Below are 17,259 nucleotides of genomic sequence, written 5' to 3' on the forward strand. Positions count from 1 at the left end.
GACCGCGACTCGATCCGGGGGACTGGCGGAGCCGTGCGGACAAGATTCGGCGGCCGCCTCGCTTCAAGTTTCGTGACTGGGGGCGGGATCTGGCCGTGATACGGACCGTAGCGCGGGTGGGGATCGATCCGCCCGAAGGGTGGGACAGGCTGGCCGGGAAGTTCGAGCAGGCCCGACGGCAGGCGGTGCGGGTACTGGCGGCGCACCTTCCCGAGGTCGACGAGCGGGAGCTCGTCTTCCGTGTCCGCTGCGCGGCCGGGATGCTCAACTGGCTCGCACTGGCGCCCATCGGGGCCGAGCTGGGCGCCGAGCCCGCCGAGCGGGTGGAACGAATGCTCATCCCCGTGGTGGCCGGGGCGTTCCAGGGCACCCGGTAAGCCTCTGACCTGGGCGCCACGATAATTCAATCGATTGCCTCGGGAGGTTGTGGACGGGCCCGGTACGGCAAGCCGCGAGCGTCCACCGGGGTCCCGGAACGTTCACCCTCCGGGCACAGCGTTCAAAGCGATGTCCAGGAGCGTCTTGGCGGCCCGCCGGGCATCTGTGAACACCTGCGCGTCGTTGCAGGAGGCCGCCAGCGCATTGGCGCCTTCGAAGATCACGGCGAGCTGCCTGCCAAGGGCCTCCGGGTCGGCCGCTCCGGCCTCTGCGGCTGTGGCCACGAGGCGATCGCGGAAGGCGTGCTTGTGTCGTTGCGCAAGGCGGGCGACCTCCGGGAGTTCTCCGGCGCCCTCGATGACGGCGTTGTGGAAGGGACACCCGCGAACGAGCGCCGACGGGTCCCCCTCGAGGGGGTTGAAGATCGCCAGCAGTCGCTGGGCCGGGGAGAGGTCGTCGCGCTCCAGCTCCGCTTCGGCGGCGATGGGCGTCTCAGATTCGAACCGGCGGAGATACTCCTCCACCAGCGCGTTCTTGGTCGGGAAGTGCGCATAGAAGGTGCGGGGCGAGACGTGCGCGGCCTCGATGAGCGCCGCCACGCCGGTGGCGTGGATGCCGCGCGTGTAGAAGAGCCCCTCCGCCGCCCGCAGGATGCGCTCACGCGCACCGCGCCCGCCGCGGACCGCCCCGCTGATTGATGTCGTTGCCCCCATACCCATAAGTATAGCGATCGCTTTACATCCGACACCGAGCGGCGTAGCGTCGACAGCATGTAAAGCGATCGCTATACCTTGATGAGGTTCAGCGGCCTGCGACCCCGCGACCAGCTCCTGCCCGCCCGAGCGTCGATCACGACCCCTGCAGGGCAGGCCTGAAGGGAGACTCCTATGACGCGGTCCTACGCACAGGCGCCCATCACGACGGTGTCTGCCGCCAACGGCATCGAGTACGCGTACCGCGAGGTCGGCGAGGGCGGTGTGCCGCTGGTCCTGCTCATGCACTTCCGAGGCAACCTCGACAACTGGGATCCCGCCCTGGTCGACGCCCTGGCCCAGAGCCGGCGCGTCATCGCTTTCGACAACACCGGCGTCGGCCGGTCCAGCGGCAGGACGCCCAGCACGATCGCGCAGATGGCGCTGGACGCCATCGCCTTCACCGACGCCCTGGACCTGGACCTGGCTCAGGTCGACGTCCTCGGTTTCTCCCTGGGCTCCTTCGTCGCCCAGGAGATCGCGCTGATCCGGCCCGCGCTCGCACGGCGCGTGGTGCTCGCGTCGGCAGCACCGCAGGGTGCGCCCGGTATGCACGGGTGGGCGAAATGGGTCATCGGGGCGGTGGGCGGGCCGGAGATCGTTCCCGCATCGGTGCTCGACGTCTTCTACACCCGATCGCCGGAGAGCCGGTCGGCCGGCGAGAAGGCCATGGGGCGGATGTTCACCCGGGAAGAACTGGACATGGCCACGACGTGGCAGACGCGCCAGGCGCAGTACGACGCGATCGCCGCCTGGGGCATCCCCGGCTTCTCGCTCCTGGAGCGGGTGACCGCGATCCAGGCACCGGTGTTCGTCGCCAACGGCGACAGCGACCCCATGATCCTCCCGCGCTACTCCCACCTGCTGGCCGGGCTCATCCCCGGCGCGGAGATCAAGATCTATCCGGACGCGGCACACGGCTTCCTCTTCCAGCACCACGACCAGTTCGCCGGTGACGTCGCGCACTTCCTCGGCCGTCAGTGAACAGCCCTGGCGCCCATACCGATTACGCGTCCCCATGCACTCTTCGAAGGGAAAGACCATGTCCACCATCACCGACATCGGCCATGAGGTGTTCGTGGCGGACCCGCTGCCGATGAACGGTCCAGGGCCGCTGCCGGGCGGAGCGCCCCGCGCCTTCCAGCCACTCGCGGTCACCCTGATCCACGGCCGCCAGGACGCCGTCCTCGTCGACCCGCCGCTGACCCGCGAGCAGGCGGAGCAGGTCGGAGACTGGGTCGAGGCGAGCGGGAAGCGGCTGACGCACATCGTCGCCACCCACGGCCACGGCGACCACTGGTTCACCGCCGGAATCCTCGCCGAACGCTTCGGCGCTCAGGTCGTCACCACTGCAGGCGCCATCGCACGGATGCACGACAACGTGTACGCCCGGGAGGTCCTGTGGGACGTGCTGTGGCCCGGCCAGATCCCCCCGTCCCCCGTCACGGCCGTCACGGTGCCCGGCAACCGGCTCACCCTCGAAGGGCACGACCTCGACATCGTCGAAGTGGGGCACGCGGACAGCGACGACTGCGCGGTGCTGCACGTGCCCGACCTCGGCCTGGTCGTGGCCGGCGACGTGATCTACAACGGGGTCCACATGTACCTCGCCGAATCAGCCGGCGCCGGCTTCGGCCCCTGGCGCCAGGCCGTCGACACCGTCGCCGCGCTGAAGCCGCGCCGCATCGTGGCAAGCCACCAGAACAGGAACCTCGACGACGACGCCGCACGGCTCATCGCCGAGACCCGCCTATACCTCGACGACGCCGAGGCCGCCCTGGCCGCGCACGACACCCCGGCCGACTTCTTCGACGCGATGCTGAAGCGCTACTCGGAACACGTCGGCCCGACCGTCCTCTGGGTCAGCGCACGTGCCCTCTACCTCGCCCGTGAGGACGGCGACCCGGTGCAGAACCTCATCGCAGCCTGGACGCTGTAAGCCAATCGAAAGCCGCTACCGGCGGCCATCGAGGCCAACTCCGGTGCACCACACAGGAATTGGCTTGCAGATCAGGTTTCGTGTGGAGTGTGCGTGGCGAAGTACTTCAACCATGGGCTTATCACCGGTTGCCGGTCATCCTGCTGTCGCTGTCTTCCGAGAGCCCCGAGGCGGGCGGCCCGTTCCGGTGTTGGGCCCACGGGTCGATGCCGAGGCGAAGCGGACCGCGCGCGTACTGGCCGCGGTGCCGACCCATGGCAGACCTGTCGAGCGCACCCTCGCGCTGCGGCAAGCTGCCACGGCCGCCGGTGAGTTGGCGGCCGCACTGTCGGATCTGGCTCCGGCCGTGGTCGGTGAGGGACTGCCGGCGGATCGTGATGCTCGGACTTGAGGTTGTCGGGCCTGGTCAGCAGCATCCGGGCGAACCTGCGCGGCGAGATGTGGCTGCGGTCGGCGTCCGCGCGGCCTTGGTTGATGTACGTGTGCAGGAGGTTGAGACAGCCCGTGAACCCGAGGGCCTTGATCTCTTCGAAGAGGTGCAGGACGGGGACGGCGGGGTCCTCGGCCCGGCGTTCGCGCAGGTGTTCGCGGTAGGGGTCGACGAGGCTGGCCCGGTATTTGGGGACGCGGAGCATCCGCTCGGGCTGATCGGCTCGGGCGTACCGCTTGACGGTGTTCAAGGTCAGCTGCAGACGGCGGGCGCATTCGAGCAGGCCCACGCCCTGGCCGAGCAGGTCATGCACGTGATGCCAGCGTTCCAGGGTGGTCTGTGCGCGGGGCCCGTCGTACAGGGGCGCGTCCAGCACGGTGGCCCAGCAGTTGCTGTGCGCCTTCACCTCGCTCAGGGCGGCTTCGCACGGGTTGTGCCACAAATGCCAGCGGTCACCGACTTGCACTGCGTCAGGCAGGGCGCGGCGGATGGCCTCGGCGTAGGTCGCGGAGCCGTCACGGCACACGACCTCGACGCCCGGATGCTCGCGCAGCCATGTCTCCAGGGTGTCGGCCGTGCGGTCGGGCAGCACGTCGATCCGCTCATGGGTCTCGGCGTCGATCACCACGGTGGCATAGCGGTGCCGCCGGCGCAGAGCGAAATCGTCGACGCCGATCACGCGGGGCACCCGCCCGGCGGGCAACGGAATACGCAACAGGGTGCGCAGTGCCATGTGACGAGACAGGCCCATCGCGAGTATCGCCAGCAAACGTGCCCCGGCCCGGCCCGCTAACTCCTTGACCACTGCTTTGACGTGCCTGGTCAGACGGGTTGTGCGGCGCTGGTATCGCTCCAGCACTCCGGGCACCTGCTCGCGGAAGGTGTGGCGGCAGCCGCGCGTGGGACACACCAGACGCCGCACCCGCACGCGGACCACCACCCGCCGCCCGTCCACCGACACATCGGCCACCGTCCGCAGGTGATAGCCATGCACACGGCCAGACGGCGCTCCACAACCCGGACACGGCACCGAGTCCGCCGGTGTCCGAGCCCGCACCAGAATCCGCTCGACCCCGTCGGTCACGTCCTCGATGACCAGCGGCGACAGCCCCGAAAACACCACATCTACGAGCTCGTTGACGTTCCGCACGTCATGTCAACGACGAACCAGCACTCTCCGTCACCACCGAATGTGAGCCAGGGCCGTTAACTTTACAGACCCGCCGGCCGAGGCGTATCCGAGGGCCGGTCCTGAGAAGCGGAAGTGGAGGTGGAGGTTAGTCCCTGCTTCTCACGGGTTGGCGCCGTTTCCCAGGCTCATGTGCTGTGGATGTGCCCTCGTGCGCCCGGGTTCTGGGCGGGCCGGGACGCCAAACGTTCTGCCCAGGGTGGGTCTGCGCCGGGGACGGAGCAGGTGAGGGCGGCGACGCGGGCGGTGAAGGAGCAGGCGTCGGTGGTGCCTTCGAGGGTCAGGGCATCGAGTCGGCCGCCAAGGTGTCCGAGTGCGGTGAGGCGGTGCAGCAGGCCGGCAGTGAAGGCGTCTCCGGCGCCGACGGTGTCGATCACGTCGACGGTCGGGGCCGGGACGGTGACGCGTGCGCCGTCGAGGGAGGCGAGGGCGCCGCGTCCGCCGAGGGTGATGACGACGAGGCGCGCGCCGGCCGCGTGCCAGGTATCGCAGGCCTGTTCGGGGCTGGCCCCGGGGAGGAGCAAGCTGAGGTCGTCTTCGCTGAGGCGGAGGATGTCGGCCACGGCGCACCAGTGGTGGAGCCGCTGGTGGTAGGCGGCGGGCGGTACGAGGAGTGGGCGGACGTTGGGGTCGATGGACACGGTGGCGTGCTCGCGTGCCTTGGCGAGGTAGTCCTCGATGTGGCTGCCTCCGGGGCGGCGTATCAGCGCCAGGGAGCCGGTGTGCACGGCGACGGTTTCGCCCGGCACGGTGTCGGACAGTTCGTCGGCGGTCCACTGCCAGTCGGCGGCGCCGTCGGCGAAGAAGGAGTAGGTGGCCTGGCGGGTCTCGTCGAGGTCGGCGATGGCCAGGGTGCTGGGCTCGGGGGCGGCCACGCTGCCGCTCAGGTCGACGCCGGAGGCGCTGAGGCGGTTGCGGAAGAGGGTGCCGAAGACGTCGTTGGAGATCCGGGCGAGGAAGCGAGTGGGGGTGCCGAGTCGGGCGAGGGCAACGGCGGTGTTGGCGGGGCCGCCACCGGGCAGGACGCGCAGGGCGAGATCGGCGGGGCTGGCAAGGGCGGGGTCGGTGAAGGCGTCGGCGACGCACTCGCCGAGGACGGTGACGCTGCTGGTGGGGATGTTCATGGGCTGTCTCTCTGTAAAAGCGCAGTGCGGGGGGCTCGGTCGTAGCGTTCGTCCTTGACCTTGCGGATGGACACGCGCCGGACTCAGCCCTTGACCGCAGAGCTGGCCACGCCTTGGACGAACCACCGCTGGAAGAACGCGAAGACGATCAGCACCGGTAGGACCAGCAGGACGCCGAAGGCGAGGATCTGGCCCCAGTCCGGGGGCTGCTGGCCCTGGAAGACGCTCATCTCCTGCGGCAGCGGGCGGACCGACGGGTCGGAGACCATCAGCACCGGCCACAGGAACGAGCCCCACTGGATAAGGAAGGTCAGGATCGCCACTGAGGCGAAGGCCGGCTTGCTCATCGGGACGATGATCGCGAAGAAGGTGCGCCAGGGGCCCGCGCCGTCGATCCGGGCAGCTTCCTCGATGCTCGGTGGGATCGAGCGGAAGAACGTGTGGAACTGATAGACCGAGAAGGCGTTGGCGATGAAGGGGAGCGCCAGGATGTAGAGGGTGTTGCGCTGGTCGTTGAACATGTAGAAGAGCGGGACGGCCACCGACTCGAACGGGACCAACATCAGCAGCAGAATGAGCGTGAAGACGGCTTCGCGTCCGCGCCACTTCAGCCGTGACAGCCCGTACGCGGCCATCGAGTTGACGAACAGGCCGCCCGTCACGACCACGAACGCCAGCAGCAGCGAGATGCCCATGAAGCGCCAGAAATAGCCGGTGCTGTCGGAGTTGAGGCTGCTCAGGACGGCGGAGTAGTTGTCGAAGGACAGGTCGGTCGGGAGGAAGCCGGAGAGACCGTTCAGGATCTCGTCGGACGGCTTGAGGCTGCCCAGGAACAGGTAGATCACCGGTAGCACGAAGACGGAGGCCAGCACGCTCAGTACGGCGTAGTCCATGAAGCGGCGCAGGGGCGTAGGGGTCGTGCCCATGAGTCAGTCCTCGTTTCCGGGCCGGACGACGCGGCGCTGGATGAGGGTCAGGACGACGACGATCAGGAAGAAGACGACGGTGATCGCGGACGCCTGGCCGATGTTGTTCTGGTCGAAGGCGGTGGTGACGGCCTGGTACATCACGGTGCGGGTGGCGTCCTCATCCAGACCGCCCCCGCGGACGAGGACGTACACCTGGTCGAAGACCCGGAAGGAGAGCACCGAGGTGAGCATCGCAACGAAGACGAGGGTGGAGTGGATGCCGGGCAGGGTGACGTGGCGGAACTGCTGCCAACGACTGGCGCGGTCGAGTTCGGCGGCCTCGTAGAGCTCACCCGGGATCTGCTGGAGGCCGGCGAGCAGGATGACCATCTGGAAGCCGACGCCCTGCCAGATGGACAGCACGACGATCGAGGCCATGGCGGTGGCGGAGTCGCCGAGCCAGTCGAAGGCGCCCCAGTTGCCGAAACTCACCGCGTCCAGCGCGGAGTTGAGCATGCCCTGGTCACTGCGGGCCAGTATGAGTCGCCAGATCACGGCGACCAGCGCCATGGGGAAGACGACCGGCATGAAGAAGAGCGACCGGAACAATCCGATGGCCTTGAGCTTGCGGTTGAGCAGGATCGCCAGGGCCAGTGCCAGGGCCGTCTGCACGGGTACGACGAACACGGCGAAGGTCAGGTTGTTGAGCAGGGCCCGCAGGAACGGGCCGGACAGGTCGGGGTCGGTGAACAGCCTCCGGTATTGCTCCAAGCCGAAGAAGCTGGGCTCCAGCGGGGAGCCGAGGCGGACGTTGTAGAAGGAGAGCACCACGGCGTAGCCGAACGGCACACCGACGAAGACGATCAGTCCGACGACGGCCGGGGCGGACATGAGTAGTCCGTGCAGCCAGTCACGGTTCTTGCGGCCCGGCCGCGCTGATCGCGTCGATCGCGCGGATGTCACGGATGTCACGGATGAGGCCTGCTCCGGGCCGGGCGGCGCGGCGTGCGCGGGTTCCACGGATGTCACGGATGAGGCCTGCTCCGGGCCGGGCGGCGCGGCGTGCGCGGGTTCCACGGATGTCACGGGAGGGTCCTGTTCCTGGCGGGGTGGGCGCGGCAGCCGCGGCCGCCCGGGCCGATGGGTCCTACGGGATCTTGTAGCCGGCGTTGTCGGAGAAGTCCTGGTCGATGGCGCGGGCGGCCTTTTGCAGAGCGCTCTCGGGGTCGGCGCCACCGTAGATGGAGTTCAGGGCCTCGCTGAACTTCGAGGTGACCAGGGGGTAGCCGGCGGTCACCGGGCGGGTGACGGCGACGCAGGACTTAGTGATGTCCTTGTCGCCGCAGGGCTTGGCGAGCTGGTCGGCGTAGAGCTGGAGCGGGCCGCCCTGCTTGTAGAGCTCGCTCTTGTCGAGCGCGGTCTTGGTGGCGGGCACCGCCCCGTTGGCCGTCGTCATGGCGGTGATGTTGGCGTCGTTCAGGAGGGTGTCCAGGAACGTGCCGGCGGCCTTGGCGTTCTTGCTGTCGGCGCCGATGCCCCAGGCCCAGGAGCCCTGGCCGGTCTTGGGGCCGTTGCCGAAGTCGGGCAGCGGCAGTACGACGAGGTCGTCGCCGAGGGCCTCGCTGTAGGCGGGGTACATCCAGTGGCCGACCCAGCTCAGGGCGACGCGGCCCTTGGCGAAGGCGTTGCCGTCGGTGTTGGGGTCGACATACGTCTTCCAGGACTGGAAGGTCTTCATGGCCGAGATCACGGCCGGGGTGTCGAGGGCGCCCTCCGCCTTGCCGTCCTTGAGGAGGGAACCTCCCGCGGACCAGACGACCGGGGCGAAACCGTAGGTGCCCCACTCGTTGGCGTAGCCGCCGGTCTCCTGGAGGTCGAGGGTCTTGCCGTCGGTGTCCATGGCCTTCAGCGCCCCCAGCGCGGCGGTGAACTCCGTCGCCGTCCAGTCATTGGACAGGCTGGTCGGGTACTTCACCCCGGCCGCGTCGAGCAGCTTCTTGTTGCCGTAGATCCCCAGGCCGGAGTCGAACATGCCCAGGCCGTAGTGCTTGCCGCCGACCTCGCCCTGCGCCTTGCTCGCGTCGGTGGCGTTGTCCATGGTCTCGGTGGAGACGTGCGTGTCGATGGGGGCGAGCTTCTTGTTGTAGACGAAGTTCGCCATGGTCGGGCCGTCGAACTCCATCAAGTCCGGCAGCTTGGAGGCGTCGGTGGCCGTGATGGTCTTGGTGTAGTCGGCCTCGGGGATCAGCTTCAAGTCGACCTTGATGTCGCCCTGCGAGGAGTTGAAGGACTTCACCGCGTTCTGCAGCGCACTGGCCTCGTTCTTCTGGCCCTGGTGGGCCCAGACGCTGATGGTGCCCTTGCCGCTTCCGGCCTCGGCAGAGGCATCGGTGCCGCCGCCCGAGCCGCAGGCGGCCAGCGCCACCACGGGGAGAGCGAGGGCCAGGCCCGTACGGACGGTACGGCGGTACTTTCTGTTGGTCGAGCTCATGGTTTGTGCCTCCGTGCTGTGGCGAGGGTTCGAAGTGCGGGGGGAGCTTTCCGGGGCGTGGGGGTGCGGCGCTCGGGGGGTTACCTCGGGCCGCGCACGCGCGGCGGGGCGGTGGTCTCGCGCAGGACGAGACGGATGGGCATCTGCACCTGCCCCGGCGGCTCGGCGTCGGGTTCGTCCAGTTGCCGCAGCAGCAGCCGGGCGGCCTCGGCGCCCTGGTCGGCAACCGGCTGGGCGACGGTGGTCAGTCCGACCACGTCGGCGAGTTCGTGGTCGTCGAAGCCGACGACGGACACGTCGTCCGGCACCTTCAGCCGGTGGCGGCGCAGGGCGCGCAGTGCGCCCATCGCCATCTCATCCGACTGCGCGAACACGGCAGTCGGCGGGCGGGAGACAGCCAGCAGCTCGGTCATGGCCCGCTCACCGCCCTCGACGGTGTAGTCGCCGTCCGCTTCCAGGGCCGCATCGTGCTCTATCCCCGCATCGGTCAGGACGTCCAGGTAGGCGCTGCGCCTTTCGACGGGGGTGGTCCAGTGCAGCGGCCCACTGGACCCGCTGATCATCCCGATCCGTCGGTGACCGAGGTTCACCAGGTGGCGTACGGCGCTCTCCGTTCCGGCCCGGTCGTCGATGCCGACGACGGTGAAGCCGAGCCGGGCTCCGCCGACCGTGGTGGCCAGCGGCACCCCGAGTGAACGCAGTGCAGCCGACTCCTCCTCGTCAGGGATGAGGAGCGACAGCACGGCGTCCACCCGCTTGCGGACCGGCAGCTTGGTGAAGAAACGCTTGCGTGTCTCCGGCGATCCCAGGTTGTACAGCAGCACGTCGTACCCGGCGGCGCTGAAGACCTGCTCGGCGGCGTCCAGCACGGTGCCGAAGAACCAGCGGCCCACGTACGGGACCACGACCCCGATGGTGAAGGTGCGCCCGCTGGCCAGGCTCGACGCGGAACGCGAGGCGGTGTAGCCGAGCTGGGCGGCGAGGGCCGCGATCTGCGTCCGCACCTCCTCGGACACGCCCGGCCGTCCGCGCAGCGCGCGGGACACGGTGGACGTCGAGACTCCGGCGGCGCGGGCGACATCGGTGATGCTGGCCGTCACGGCGCATTCCCTCCCGTTGGTTTCACGTCGATGTGATCTGCAGGTGACGTGACCGTAAACCCGCCCTCGTTGTTGCGCAAGCGTTTGCGTTCGGATTTACTTGGGCTGATCCTTGAGAGACCTTTTTGTTATCAAGCATCAGCGCATACGTTTGGGCGCTGTGAGCCGACAGGAATGTGCATGCGATACGCCCCGCCCGGCCTCTGCGTGAACGACTTCGCCCTCCTGCGGGACGAGGACGGCACATACGCGGTGCTGCACCTGCAGGGGCCCTGGACAACGGAGTTCGATCATCTGCGGATGGAGACCTCCTACGGCCGGGCAACCTCCACCGACCTGGTCCACTGGCAGCCCCAGGGCACCGCCTTCGGCAACGGCCTGCCCGGCCGCTTCGACCAGCAGGCCGTGTGGACCATGCACCCCATCCGGCACGGCGACGCAATGACGATGTTCTACACCGGCGTCTTCGGTCTCACACCGGGCGGCTGGCCGGTCCAGTCGGTCGGACTGGCGTACTCGGACCGCACGGACGGCACCGGTTGGCGCCGCCATGGCACCAGGCCGGTCGTCGAGGCGGACCCGCGCTGGTACCGCACCAGCGAGAAGATGGCCTGGCGTGACCCGTTCGTCGTACGCGATGACGCGTCGGACGGCTGGGTCATGGTCGTCTGCGCCAGCGACGCCTCCCTCCCGGTGGAGGTCAGCGGCTGTGTCGCCCTGGCCACCTCGGCGGACCTGGAGCACTGGACCGTCCATCCGCCGCTCATCTCCCCCGGTGACGTCGATGAACTGGAGTGCCCGGTCCTGGAACGCCTCGACGACGGAAGCTGGCTGCTGCTCGGCTCCATCGGCGCGACCCGCGGCTTCGAGTCGTGGACCGCCCCCAGCCTGCGCGGGCCCTGGACCCGCCGCGGTCCCCTCGGCCCGGCCGGCGCCTACGCCCCGCGCGTCATCGTCGCGCCCGATGGCTCCCGCGTCGTGCTGCACACTACGCCTCGCCGGGTCGGCCTCACTGACTCCGGCGAGACCTGCCGCGGGATGCTCGCCCAGCCCAAGTCCCTTGTGATGTTGGACGGTTCGACGCCCCGCCTGGAATGGTGGCCCGGCCTGGACGTCTGGCTCGGCGAGGAAACGGAGCACCCCGCCCCGCACGCAGTCGGCGACATCGGCCTCACCGGGCCCGTCGACGTTATTCTCCGCACCGATTCCCCGGACGGCAGCCCCGCCCTCGTTGTCGGCTGCGACGGCAAGAACCTCTGGGTCACCGGCCCCGAGGGGACCCGGCTCGGCGAGACCGTCCTGACCGAACCCGCCGCCACGCTGCGCATCCTCACCATTGGCGAGTACGTCGAGGTCTACGCCGACGGCCTCTTCGTCCTGACCACCCTGTGCTACTCCGGGCACCCCGCCCCGTGGACGGCCGCCACCGAAGGCCGCGAACGCACCATCCCTGTCCGCCCGATCCGGCTGCCCGACCCGCACCGCGACGACGCCTCGGCCATCTGGCCAGGCTCCACAACACCCTGACGGGCGACAGCCCACGCCCGTCTGATCGTCACCCGGCACGACCCCGGAAAGGCTCAATCGGGTGTGCGAGGACATCGACCGCCCGCCAGGAACTGGCGAGTCAGCTCGAGCGCTCCACCGGGCGGAGTGCCAAGATCTTCCAGAGGGACACCTTGCTGTCCATGGCGTTGACGCGGGCCTGCGTCATGCCGACGGCAGCCGCGATGCGCGCCTGGCTGGCCCTGCTGTACTGCTGGCCGTGGCGGAACACGGTGCCGATATCGCGGGTGCGGAGGGCTTGGCGGACATCTGCGCGCTCCCATGCCCAGTCAGGCAGAGACGTTGGTACGAGCGGTGTGGTCACGGTCCTCGACGACGACCTCGGCGCCACCGCGCTCGCCGCGCACGGGCCTGGAGCCGATGGTGATCGTCGCCGACGCCGGCTACGGCCAGATCACCGCGTTCCGCCACGGCCTGGCGGAACGCGGGCTGGACTACGTCGTCGCCGTCCGCTCGGACGAGTCCGCGCACCCGCAGGCGGCCGCGCCCAGCGCATCGCCGTGGAGCGGGAACGGCCACCATCCCGCCGCCGCCACCCCACCCTCCGCACCACGGCTGGCCACGGCCGGAGTGAGGAGCAGCGCCGGAGTCGCACGCGGCCGGTAAGCCGACAGCGGACCCGTGTCAGGCCATAGCCGCGCCGGTTCCCGCGATCACCTCGGGCCGCAGCAGGGCGGCGAGCCTCTCGGCCGGCAGCAGGCCCCTCTCCAGGACCAGCTCGGCCACACCCCGGCCACTGGCGAGGGCTTCCTTGGCGATGTCGGTGGCGGCCGTGTACCCGATGTGCGGGTTCAGGGCGGTCACCAGGCCGATGGAGTTCTCTACGGTGGCGCGCAGCACCTCGGTGTTGGCGGTGATGCCGGCCACGCAGCGCTCGGCGAGGGTGAGGCAGGCCGCGCGCAGGTGGGTTATGGACTTCGACAGAGAGTGCAGGATGACCGGCTCGAAGGCGTTGAGCTGGAGCTGTCCGGCTTCGGCGGCCATGGTGATGGTGATGTCGTTGCCGATCACCTCGAAGGCGACCTGGTTGACGACCTCCGGGATCACCGGGTTGACCTTGCCGGGCATGATGCTCGAACCCGCCTGCACCGGCGGCAGGTTGATCTCGCCGAAGCCCGCGCGCGGCCCGGAGGACAGCAGGCGCAGGTCGTTGCAGGTCTTGGACAGTTTGACGGCGATGCGCTTGAGTACACCGGACATCTGGACGAACGCGCCGCAGTCCTGGGTGGCTTCGACCAGGTTGGCCGCGGTGACCAGGGGCAGCCCGGTGATGTCGGCAAGGTGGCGGCGGGCCGATTCGGCGTATCCGGCGGGGGCGTTGAGACCCGTGCCGATCGCGGTCGCGCCGAGGTTGATCTCAAGGATCAGCTCGACGGCCTCAGCGAGCCGGCTGCGGTCCTCGTCGAGCATGACGGCGAAGGCGGAGAACTCCTGCCCGAGCGTCATCGGCACGGCGTCCTGCAACTGGGTGCGGCCCATCTTCAGAACGTCGCGGAACTCGACGGCCTTGCGGGCGAACGTGTCCTGGAGGACGGCCATGGTGCCGAGCAGGCCGCGCACCGCGGAGACGGTCGCGATCCGCACGGCGGTCGGGTAGACGTCGTTGGTGGACTGGCCGAGGTTGACGTCCTCGTTGGGGTGCAGGTGCCGGTACTCGCCCCTGGCATGGCCCAGCAGCTCCAGCGCCCGGTTGGCGATGACCTCGTTGGCGTTCATGTTGGTCGAGGTGCCAGCTCCGCCCTGGATGACGTCGACGACGAACTGGTCGTGCAGCTTCCCGCCGCGGATCTCCTGGCAGGCGGCGACGATCGCGGCGGCCTTCGCGGGCTCCAGCAGGCCGAGTCCCTCGTTGGCGAGGGCGGCGGCCTCCTTGACGGCGGCGAGGGCGTCGATCAGGTGCGGGTAGGCGGAGATGGGCGTCCCGGTGATGGGGAAGTTCTCGGTGGCGCGCAGGGTGTGGACGCCCCAGTAGGCGTCGGCGGGGACTTCGCGGTCTCCGAGCAGGTCGTGTTCGCTACGGGTGGCGGCGGTCATGGGTGTGCGGCCCTCTTCCTGAGGTGGGTGGGTCAAGGTGGTGAAAGGGGATGGAGTCAGGCGGTGGCGGGGATGCTGGGCGGGTTCAGCGCCGCCACCGGCTGGATGCCGCCGACGGGCCGGCCGCCGCCGGTCATCGGCTCGCCCTCGAACCCGGCGAGCAGCCGCGGCTCGACTCCCGCCCGGGCGAGGGCTGCGGCCGTCACCGGGATGCGCGCCCGGTCCGCCCCGTCGGCGATCTTCACTGCGACGGCGCGGCCGTCGGGCAGCGCGGCCACCTGGACGCCCTCGAAGCCGTCCTTGGCCAGCAGCCCGGGCACCGCGCGCATCAGCTGGGCCGTGTCTCGCCCTGTGCCGGAGGCCATCTCCGGGTGGACGCGCAGCGCGTCCGCCACCCGGCGCCCGGCGGTGTCCGGACCGGCCGTGGCGATGCGGGCGGCGGCGCGGGCCAGGCCGTGCAGGGACACTGCGAACAGCGGGGCTCCGCAGCCGTCGACGGTGACGTTCGCGATGTGCTGGCCGGTGAGTTCCTCGACGACCTCGGCGATCGCCCTCTGAAGCGGGTGGCCCGGGTCGAGGTAGCTCTCCAGGGGCCAGCCGGCCAGCTTGCACAGGTACAGCATCGCCGCGTGCTTGCCGGAGCAGTTCTGGGCGAGCCGGGAAGGCCCGCGGCCCTCGCGCACCCAGGCATCCCGGACCGCCGGGGCGTACGGCACGTCGGGGACGTTGCGCAGGTCGTCCTCGGTGAGACCGGCCAGTTCGAGGATCAGCCGGGTACCTGCGAGGTGGTGCTCCTCGCCGGAGTGGCTGCCCATCGAGAGGGAGAGCAGGGCGCCGTCGAGCGGCAGCCCGGCCCGCACCATGGCGAGGGCCTGGACCGGCTTGAGGGCTGAGCGCGGGTAGCAGGCGGCCTCGATGTCTCCGATGCTCAACCGGACGTCGCCATTACCGCCGAGGACGACGACGGATCCGTAGTGGACTCCCTCGATCACGCCGCCCCGGGTGACGTGGGCGACGGGTGCATGCTGGGGCTCGCGCATCGCGGGCGCGTCCGCGAGGAGACTGCTGCGCATCACTGCCTCGTTTGGTGGTGGGTTGCTGCTGACCGGGGTGGCCGGCGGCAGGCCCGGCCCGGGGGGACGGGCCGCGCCCGCCGCCCGGCTCAGCCCTCGCTCTTCGCGGCGGCGCGCGCCACGCGGCCGCGGACGGCGTACCAGCCGGCGACCAGCGCCGCGGCGATCAGTGGCACGCACAGCACGGTGGTGCGCGCCGCTCCTCCGTCGGCGTACATGAGGACCAGGACGGAGGCGAGGAAGGCCAGTGTCACGAGTTCGGTCCACGGGGACCCGGGCAGGCGGTAGGAGGGACGGGTCAGTTCGCCGTCACGGGTCTTCCGCCAGAAGAGGAGGTGGCAGAGCATGATCATGCCCCAGGTGGCGAGGATGCCGATGGCGGCCAGGTTGAGCACGATCTCGAACGCGTCCGCCGGAACGACGAAGTTGAGCCCGACGCCGAGGACGCACATGCCGCTGGTGAGCAGGATGCCGCCGTAGGGCACCTGGGTGCGGCTCAGCCGGGCGGTGAAGCTCGGGGCGGAGCCGTTGACGGCCATCGAGCGCAGGATGCGGCCGGTGGAGTAGAGGCCGGAGTTGAGCGAGGACATGGCCGCGGTGAGAACGACCAGATTCATCACGTCGCCGGCCGCCGGGATGCCGATGTGGGAGAGCACGGTCACGAACGGGCTCTGGCCGGCGCTGTAGCTGTTCCACGGCATCAGCATCGACAGCAAGACGACCGAGCCGACGTAGAAGAGGCCGACGCGCCACATGATCGAGTTGATCGCCTTCGGCATGATCTCCTCGGGATTCTCGGTCTCACCGGCCGCGACTCCGACCAGCTCGACGGAGGCGTAGGCGAAGACGACGCCCTGGATGATCAGCAGCATGGGCAGCAGGCCGTTGGGGAAGATCCCGCCGTTGTCGGTGATCAGGGACGGACCGGGCACGGCGTCGTCGATGGGGTGCCGGGTCACGAGGAAAAAGATCCCGATGGCCATGAAGACGACCAGCGCGCCGACCTTGACGATGGCGAACCAGAACTCCAGTTCGCCGAAGATCCGCACCGAGATGAGGTTCACGGTGAGGACCACGGCCAGGGCTATGAGCGCGATCACCCACTGCGGGACGTCGGAGAACAGCCGCCAGTAATGGGTGTAGGTGGCGACGGCGGTGATGTCGGCGATGCCGGTGGTCGCCCAGTTGAGGAAGTACATCCAGCCCGCGGTGTACGCGCCCTTCTCCCCGAGGAACTCCCGGGCGTACGAGACGAAGGCGCCGGAGGACGGCCGGTACATGACGAGCTCGCCGAGCGCGCGTACGACGAGGAACGCGAAGATCCCGCAGACGGCGTAGGCGACGAACAGTGAGGGGCCGGCGTCGGCGAGGCGTCCGCCCGCGCCGAGGAAGAGCCCGGTGCCGATCGCACCCCCGATGGCGATCATGTTGACGTGCCGGGGTGTCAAGGACTTGCTGTAGCCGGTGTCCCCGGCGTCCACGTGACGGGTCGTGGGGCGCTTCTCGTCTTTGAGGAACTGCTCGCTCACGCCTCGGGTCTGCCTTCCGTGGAGGTGGCCGCGCGCTGGGGGCGCACGATTTCTGTGAGGGTCGTCTCGACCCGCAGGAGGTGGTGGGACATGGCCTCCACCGCGTCGTGCTCGGAACCGTCGGCCAGCGCCTCGAGGATCGCCCGGTGCTCGCAGTTGGACTGCTCGCGCCGGCCGCCCAGTTCGTTGAGGAAGGTCGACTGACGCGCCAGTGCGTCGCGGATCTCCTCGATGACGCGGCGGAAGACGGGGTTGCGGGATGCCTCGGCCACCGCCAGGTGGAAGACGGTGTCCATCGCCACCCACGCGGTGGTGTCGGTCTCCTGCTCCATCCGGTCGAGCAGATGGCCCAGATGGTCCAGGTCCTCCGGGGTGCGGCGCAGCGCGGCGTACCCGGCGACCGGGATCTCGACGTGCCGGCGCACCTCCAGCAGGTCGCTGGCGACGTAGTCGCCGAAGGTGGGGTCCTCGACCGTGTTCGCCAGGACGAACGTGCCCTTGCCGCTCTTGGAGGCGGTCAGGCCGATGGCTTGGAGGGCTCGGAGCGCCTCCCGCAGCACGGGCCGGCTGACCTCCAGGGTCCGGCACAACTCGGCTTCGGAGGGGAGCTTGTCGCCCACGACGTACTCACCGCGCTCGATGGCGCTGCGCAGGTGGCCGAAGACCGCTTCCATCGCGCTGACGCGCCGCGGGGCCTGGCCACCTGTCTGGCTGTCTGACAGGTTCACGGTGTGATCCTGATGGGT

General features: G+C 69.6%; 17 protein-coding genes. 5 read left to right on the plus strand and 12 right to left on the minus strand.

The genetic code is table 11. From position 1 onward, the window contains the following. The first annotated feature begins 116 nt into the window (after window positions 1–116). On the plus strand, window positions 117–377 hold the full coding sequence (locus tag JIW86_RS09180; protein ID WP_257553316.1) for a hypothetical protein: 261 nt from the start codon (window positions 117–119) through the stop codon (window positions 375–377). A 102-nt stretch (window positions 378–479) separates the two neighbouring features. On the opposite strand, the gene JIW86_RS09185 is transcribed toward JIW86_RS09180, so the two are convergent. Then, window positions 480–1,091, minus strand: coding sequence for a TetR/AcrR family transcriptional regulator (locus JIW86_RS09185; RefSeq protein WP_257553317.1), 612 nt, complete (start codon window positions 1,089–1,091; stop codon window positions 480–482). A gap of 174 nt (window positions 1,092–1,265) precedes the next feature. Between JIW86_RS09185 and JIW86_RS09190 the strand changes: the two genes are divergently transcribed. Next, on the plus strand, window positions 1,266–2,114 hold the full coding sequence (locus JIW86_RS09190; RefSeq protein WP_257553318.1) for an alpha/beta fold hydrolase: 849 nt from the start codon (window positions 1,266–1,268) through the stop codon (window positions 2,112–2,114). A 58-nt stretch (window positions 2,115–2,172) separates the two neighbouring features. Continuing rightward, a complete protein-coding gene (locus JIW86_RS09195) occupies window positions 2,173–3,069 on the plus strand; it encodes an MBL fold metallo-hydrolase (RefSeq protein WP_257553319.1) in 897 nt (298 codons plus the stop codon). A gap of 71 nt (window positions 3,070–3,140) precedes the next feature. Here JIW86_RS09195 and JIW86_RS09200 read toward each other — a convergent pair whose 3' ends face one another. The 6 genes from JIW86_RS09200 to JIW86_RS09225 all read right to left on the minus strand — a co-directional run bounded on the left by JIW86_RS09200 (window position 3,141) and on the right by JIW86_RS09225 (window position 10,311). Continuing rightward, the gene (locus tag JIW86_RS09200) at window positions 3,141–4,619 is read right to left on the minus strand and encodes an ISL3 family transposase (RefSeq protein WP_322975613.1); all 1,479 of its coding nucleotides are present in this window, start codon (window positions 4,617–4,619) and stop codon (window positions 3,141–3,143) included. A 197-nt stretch (window positions 4,620–4,816) separates the two neighbouring features. Next, window positions 4,817–5,812 (minus strand): carbohydrate kinase family protein, encoded by a 996-nt coding sequence (locus tag JIW86_RS09205; protein ID WP_257553320.1) that lies wholly within the window; start codon window positions 5,810–5,812, stop codon window positions 4,817–4,819. 83 nt (window positions 5,813–5,895) lie between these two features. Beyond that, window positions 5,896–6,738, minus strand: a complete 843-nt coding sequence (locus JIW86_RS09210; RefSeq protein WP_257553321.1) for a carbohydrate ABC transporter permease — start codon at window positions 6,736–6,738, stop codon at window positions 5,896–5,898. Between the two features lie 3 nt (window positions 6,739–6,741). After that, a complete protein-coding gene (locus JIW86_RS09215; RefSeq protein ID WP_257553322.1) occupies window positions 6,742–7,611 on the minus strand; it encodes a carbohydrate ABC transporter permease in 870 nt (289 codons plus the stop codon). A 256-nt stretch (window positions 7,612–7,867) separates the two neighbouring features. Further along, window positions 7,868–9,211 (minus strand): sugar ABC transporter substrate-binding protein, encoded by a 1,344-nt coding sequence (locus tag JIW86_RS09220; RefSeq protein ID WP_257553323.1) that lies wholly within the window; start codon window positions 9,209–9,211, stop codon window positions 7,868–7,870. An 80-nt stretch (window positions 9,212–9,291) separates the two neighbouring features. Beyond that, complete coding sequence (locus JIW86_RS09225; protein WP_257553324.1) at window positions 9,292–10,311, minus strand: LacI family DNA-binding transcriptional regulator; 1,020 nt, start codon at window positions 10,309–10,311, stop codon at window positions 9,292–9,294. Window positions 10,312–10,491: 180 nt separating this feature from the next. On the opposite strand from JIW86_RS09225, the gene JIW86_RS09230 reads away from it, so the two are divergent. Continuing rightward, a complete protein-coding gene (locus JIW86_RS09230; protein ID WP_052872400.1) occupies window positions 10,492–11,838 on the plus strand; it encodes a hypothetical protein in 1,347 nt (448 codons plus the stop codon). Between the two features lie 100 nt (window positions 11,839–11,938). Here JIW86_RS09230 and JIW86_RS09235 read toward each other — a convergent pair whose 3' ends face one another. Beyond that, window positions 11,939–12,088, minus strand: coding sequence for a hypothetical protein (locus JIW86_RS09235; RefSeq protein ID WP_257553325.1), 150 nt, complete (start codon window positions 12,086–12,088; stop codon window positions 11,939–11,941). A 50-nt stretch (window positions 12,089–12,138) separates the two neighbouring features. Between JIW86_RS09235 and JIW86_RS09240 the strand changes: the two genes are divergently transcribed. Then, window positions 12,139–12,483 carry a transposase gene (locus JIW86_RS09240; protein WP_416237543.1) on the plus strand — a complete coding sequence of 115 codons (345 nt, stop codon included), beginning with the start codon at window positions 12,139–12,141 and terminating at the stop codon, window positions 12,481–12,483. An 18-nt stretch (window positions 12,484–12,501) separates the two neighbouring features. On the opposite strand, the gene aspA is transcribed toward JIW86_RS09240, so the two are convergent. The 4 genes from aspA to JIW86_RS09260 form a co-directional block, all read right to left on the minus strand. After that, window positions 12,502–13,911, minus strand: a complete 1,410-nt coding sequence (gene aspA, locus JIW86_RS09245; protein WP_257553326.1) for an aspartate ammonia-lyase — start codon at window positions 13,909–13,911, stop codon at window positions 12,502–12,504. A 56-nt stretch (window positions 13,912–13,967) separates the two neighbouring features. After that, window positions 13,968–14,984, minus strand: coding sequence for an asparaginase (locus tag JIW86_RS09250; protein WP_257553327.1), 1,017 nt, complete (start codon window positions 14,982–14,984; stop codon window positions 13,968–13,970). Between the two features lie 89 nt (window positions 14,985–15,073). After that, window positions 15,074–16,513, minus strand: a complete 1,440-nt coding sequence (locus JIW86_RS09255) for an amino acid permease (RefSeq protein ID WP_257553328.1) — start codon at window positions 16,511–16,513, stop codon at window positions 15,074–15,076. Continuing rightward, entirely contained in the window at window positions 16,510–17,241 is a 732-nt protein-coding gene (locus JIW86_RS09260) for a FadR/GntR family transcriptional regulator (protein WP_078613352.1), read from the minus strand. The genes JIW86_RS09255 and JIW86_RS09260 overlap by 4 nt, the downstream gene beginning before the upstream one ends. Between the last annotated feature and the right edge of the window lie 18 nt (window positions 17,242–17,259).

It is taken from the genome of Streptomyces sp. NBC_00162, assembly GCF_024611995.1.
Lineage (GTDB): Bacteria > Actinomycetota > Actinomycetes > Streptomycetales > Streptomycetaceae > Streptomyces.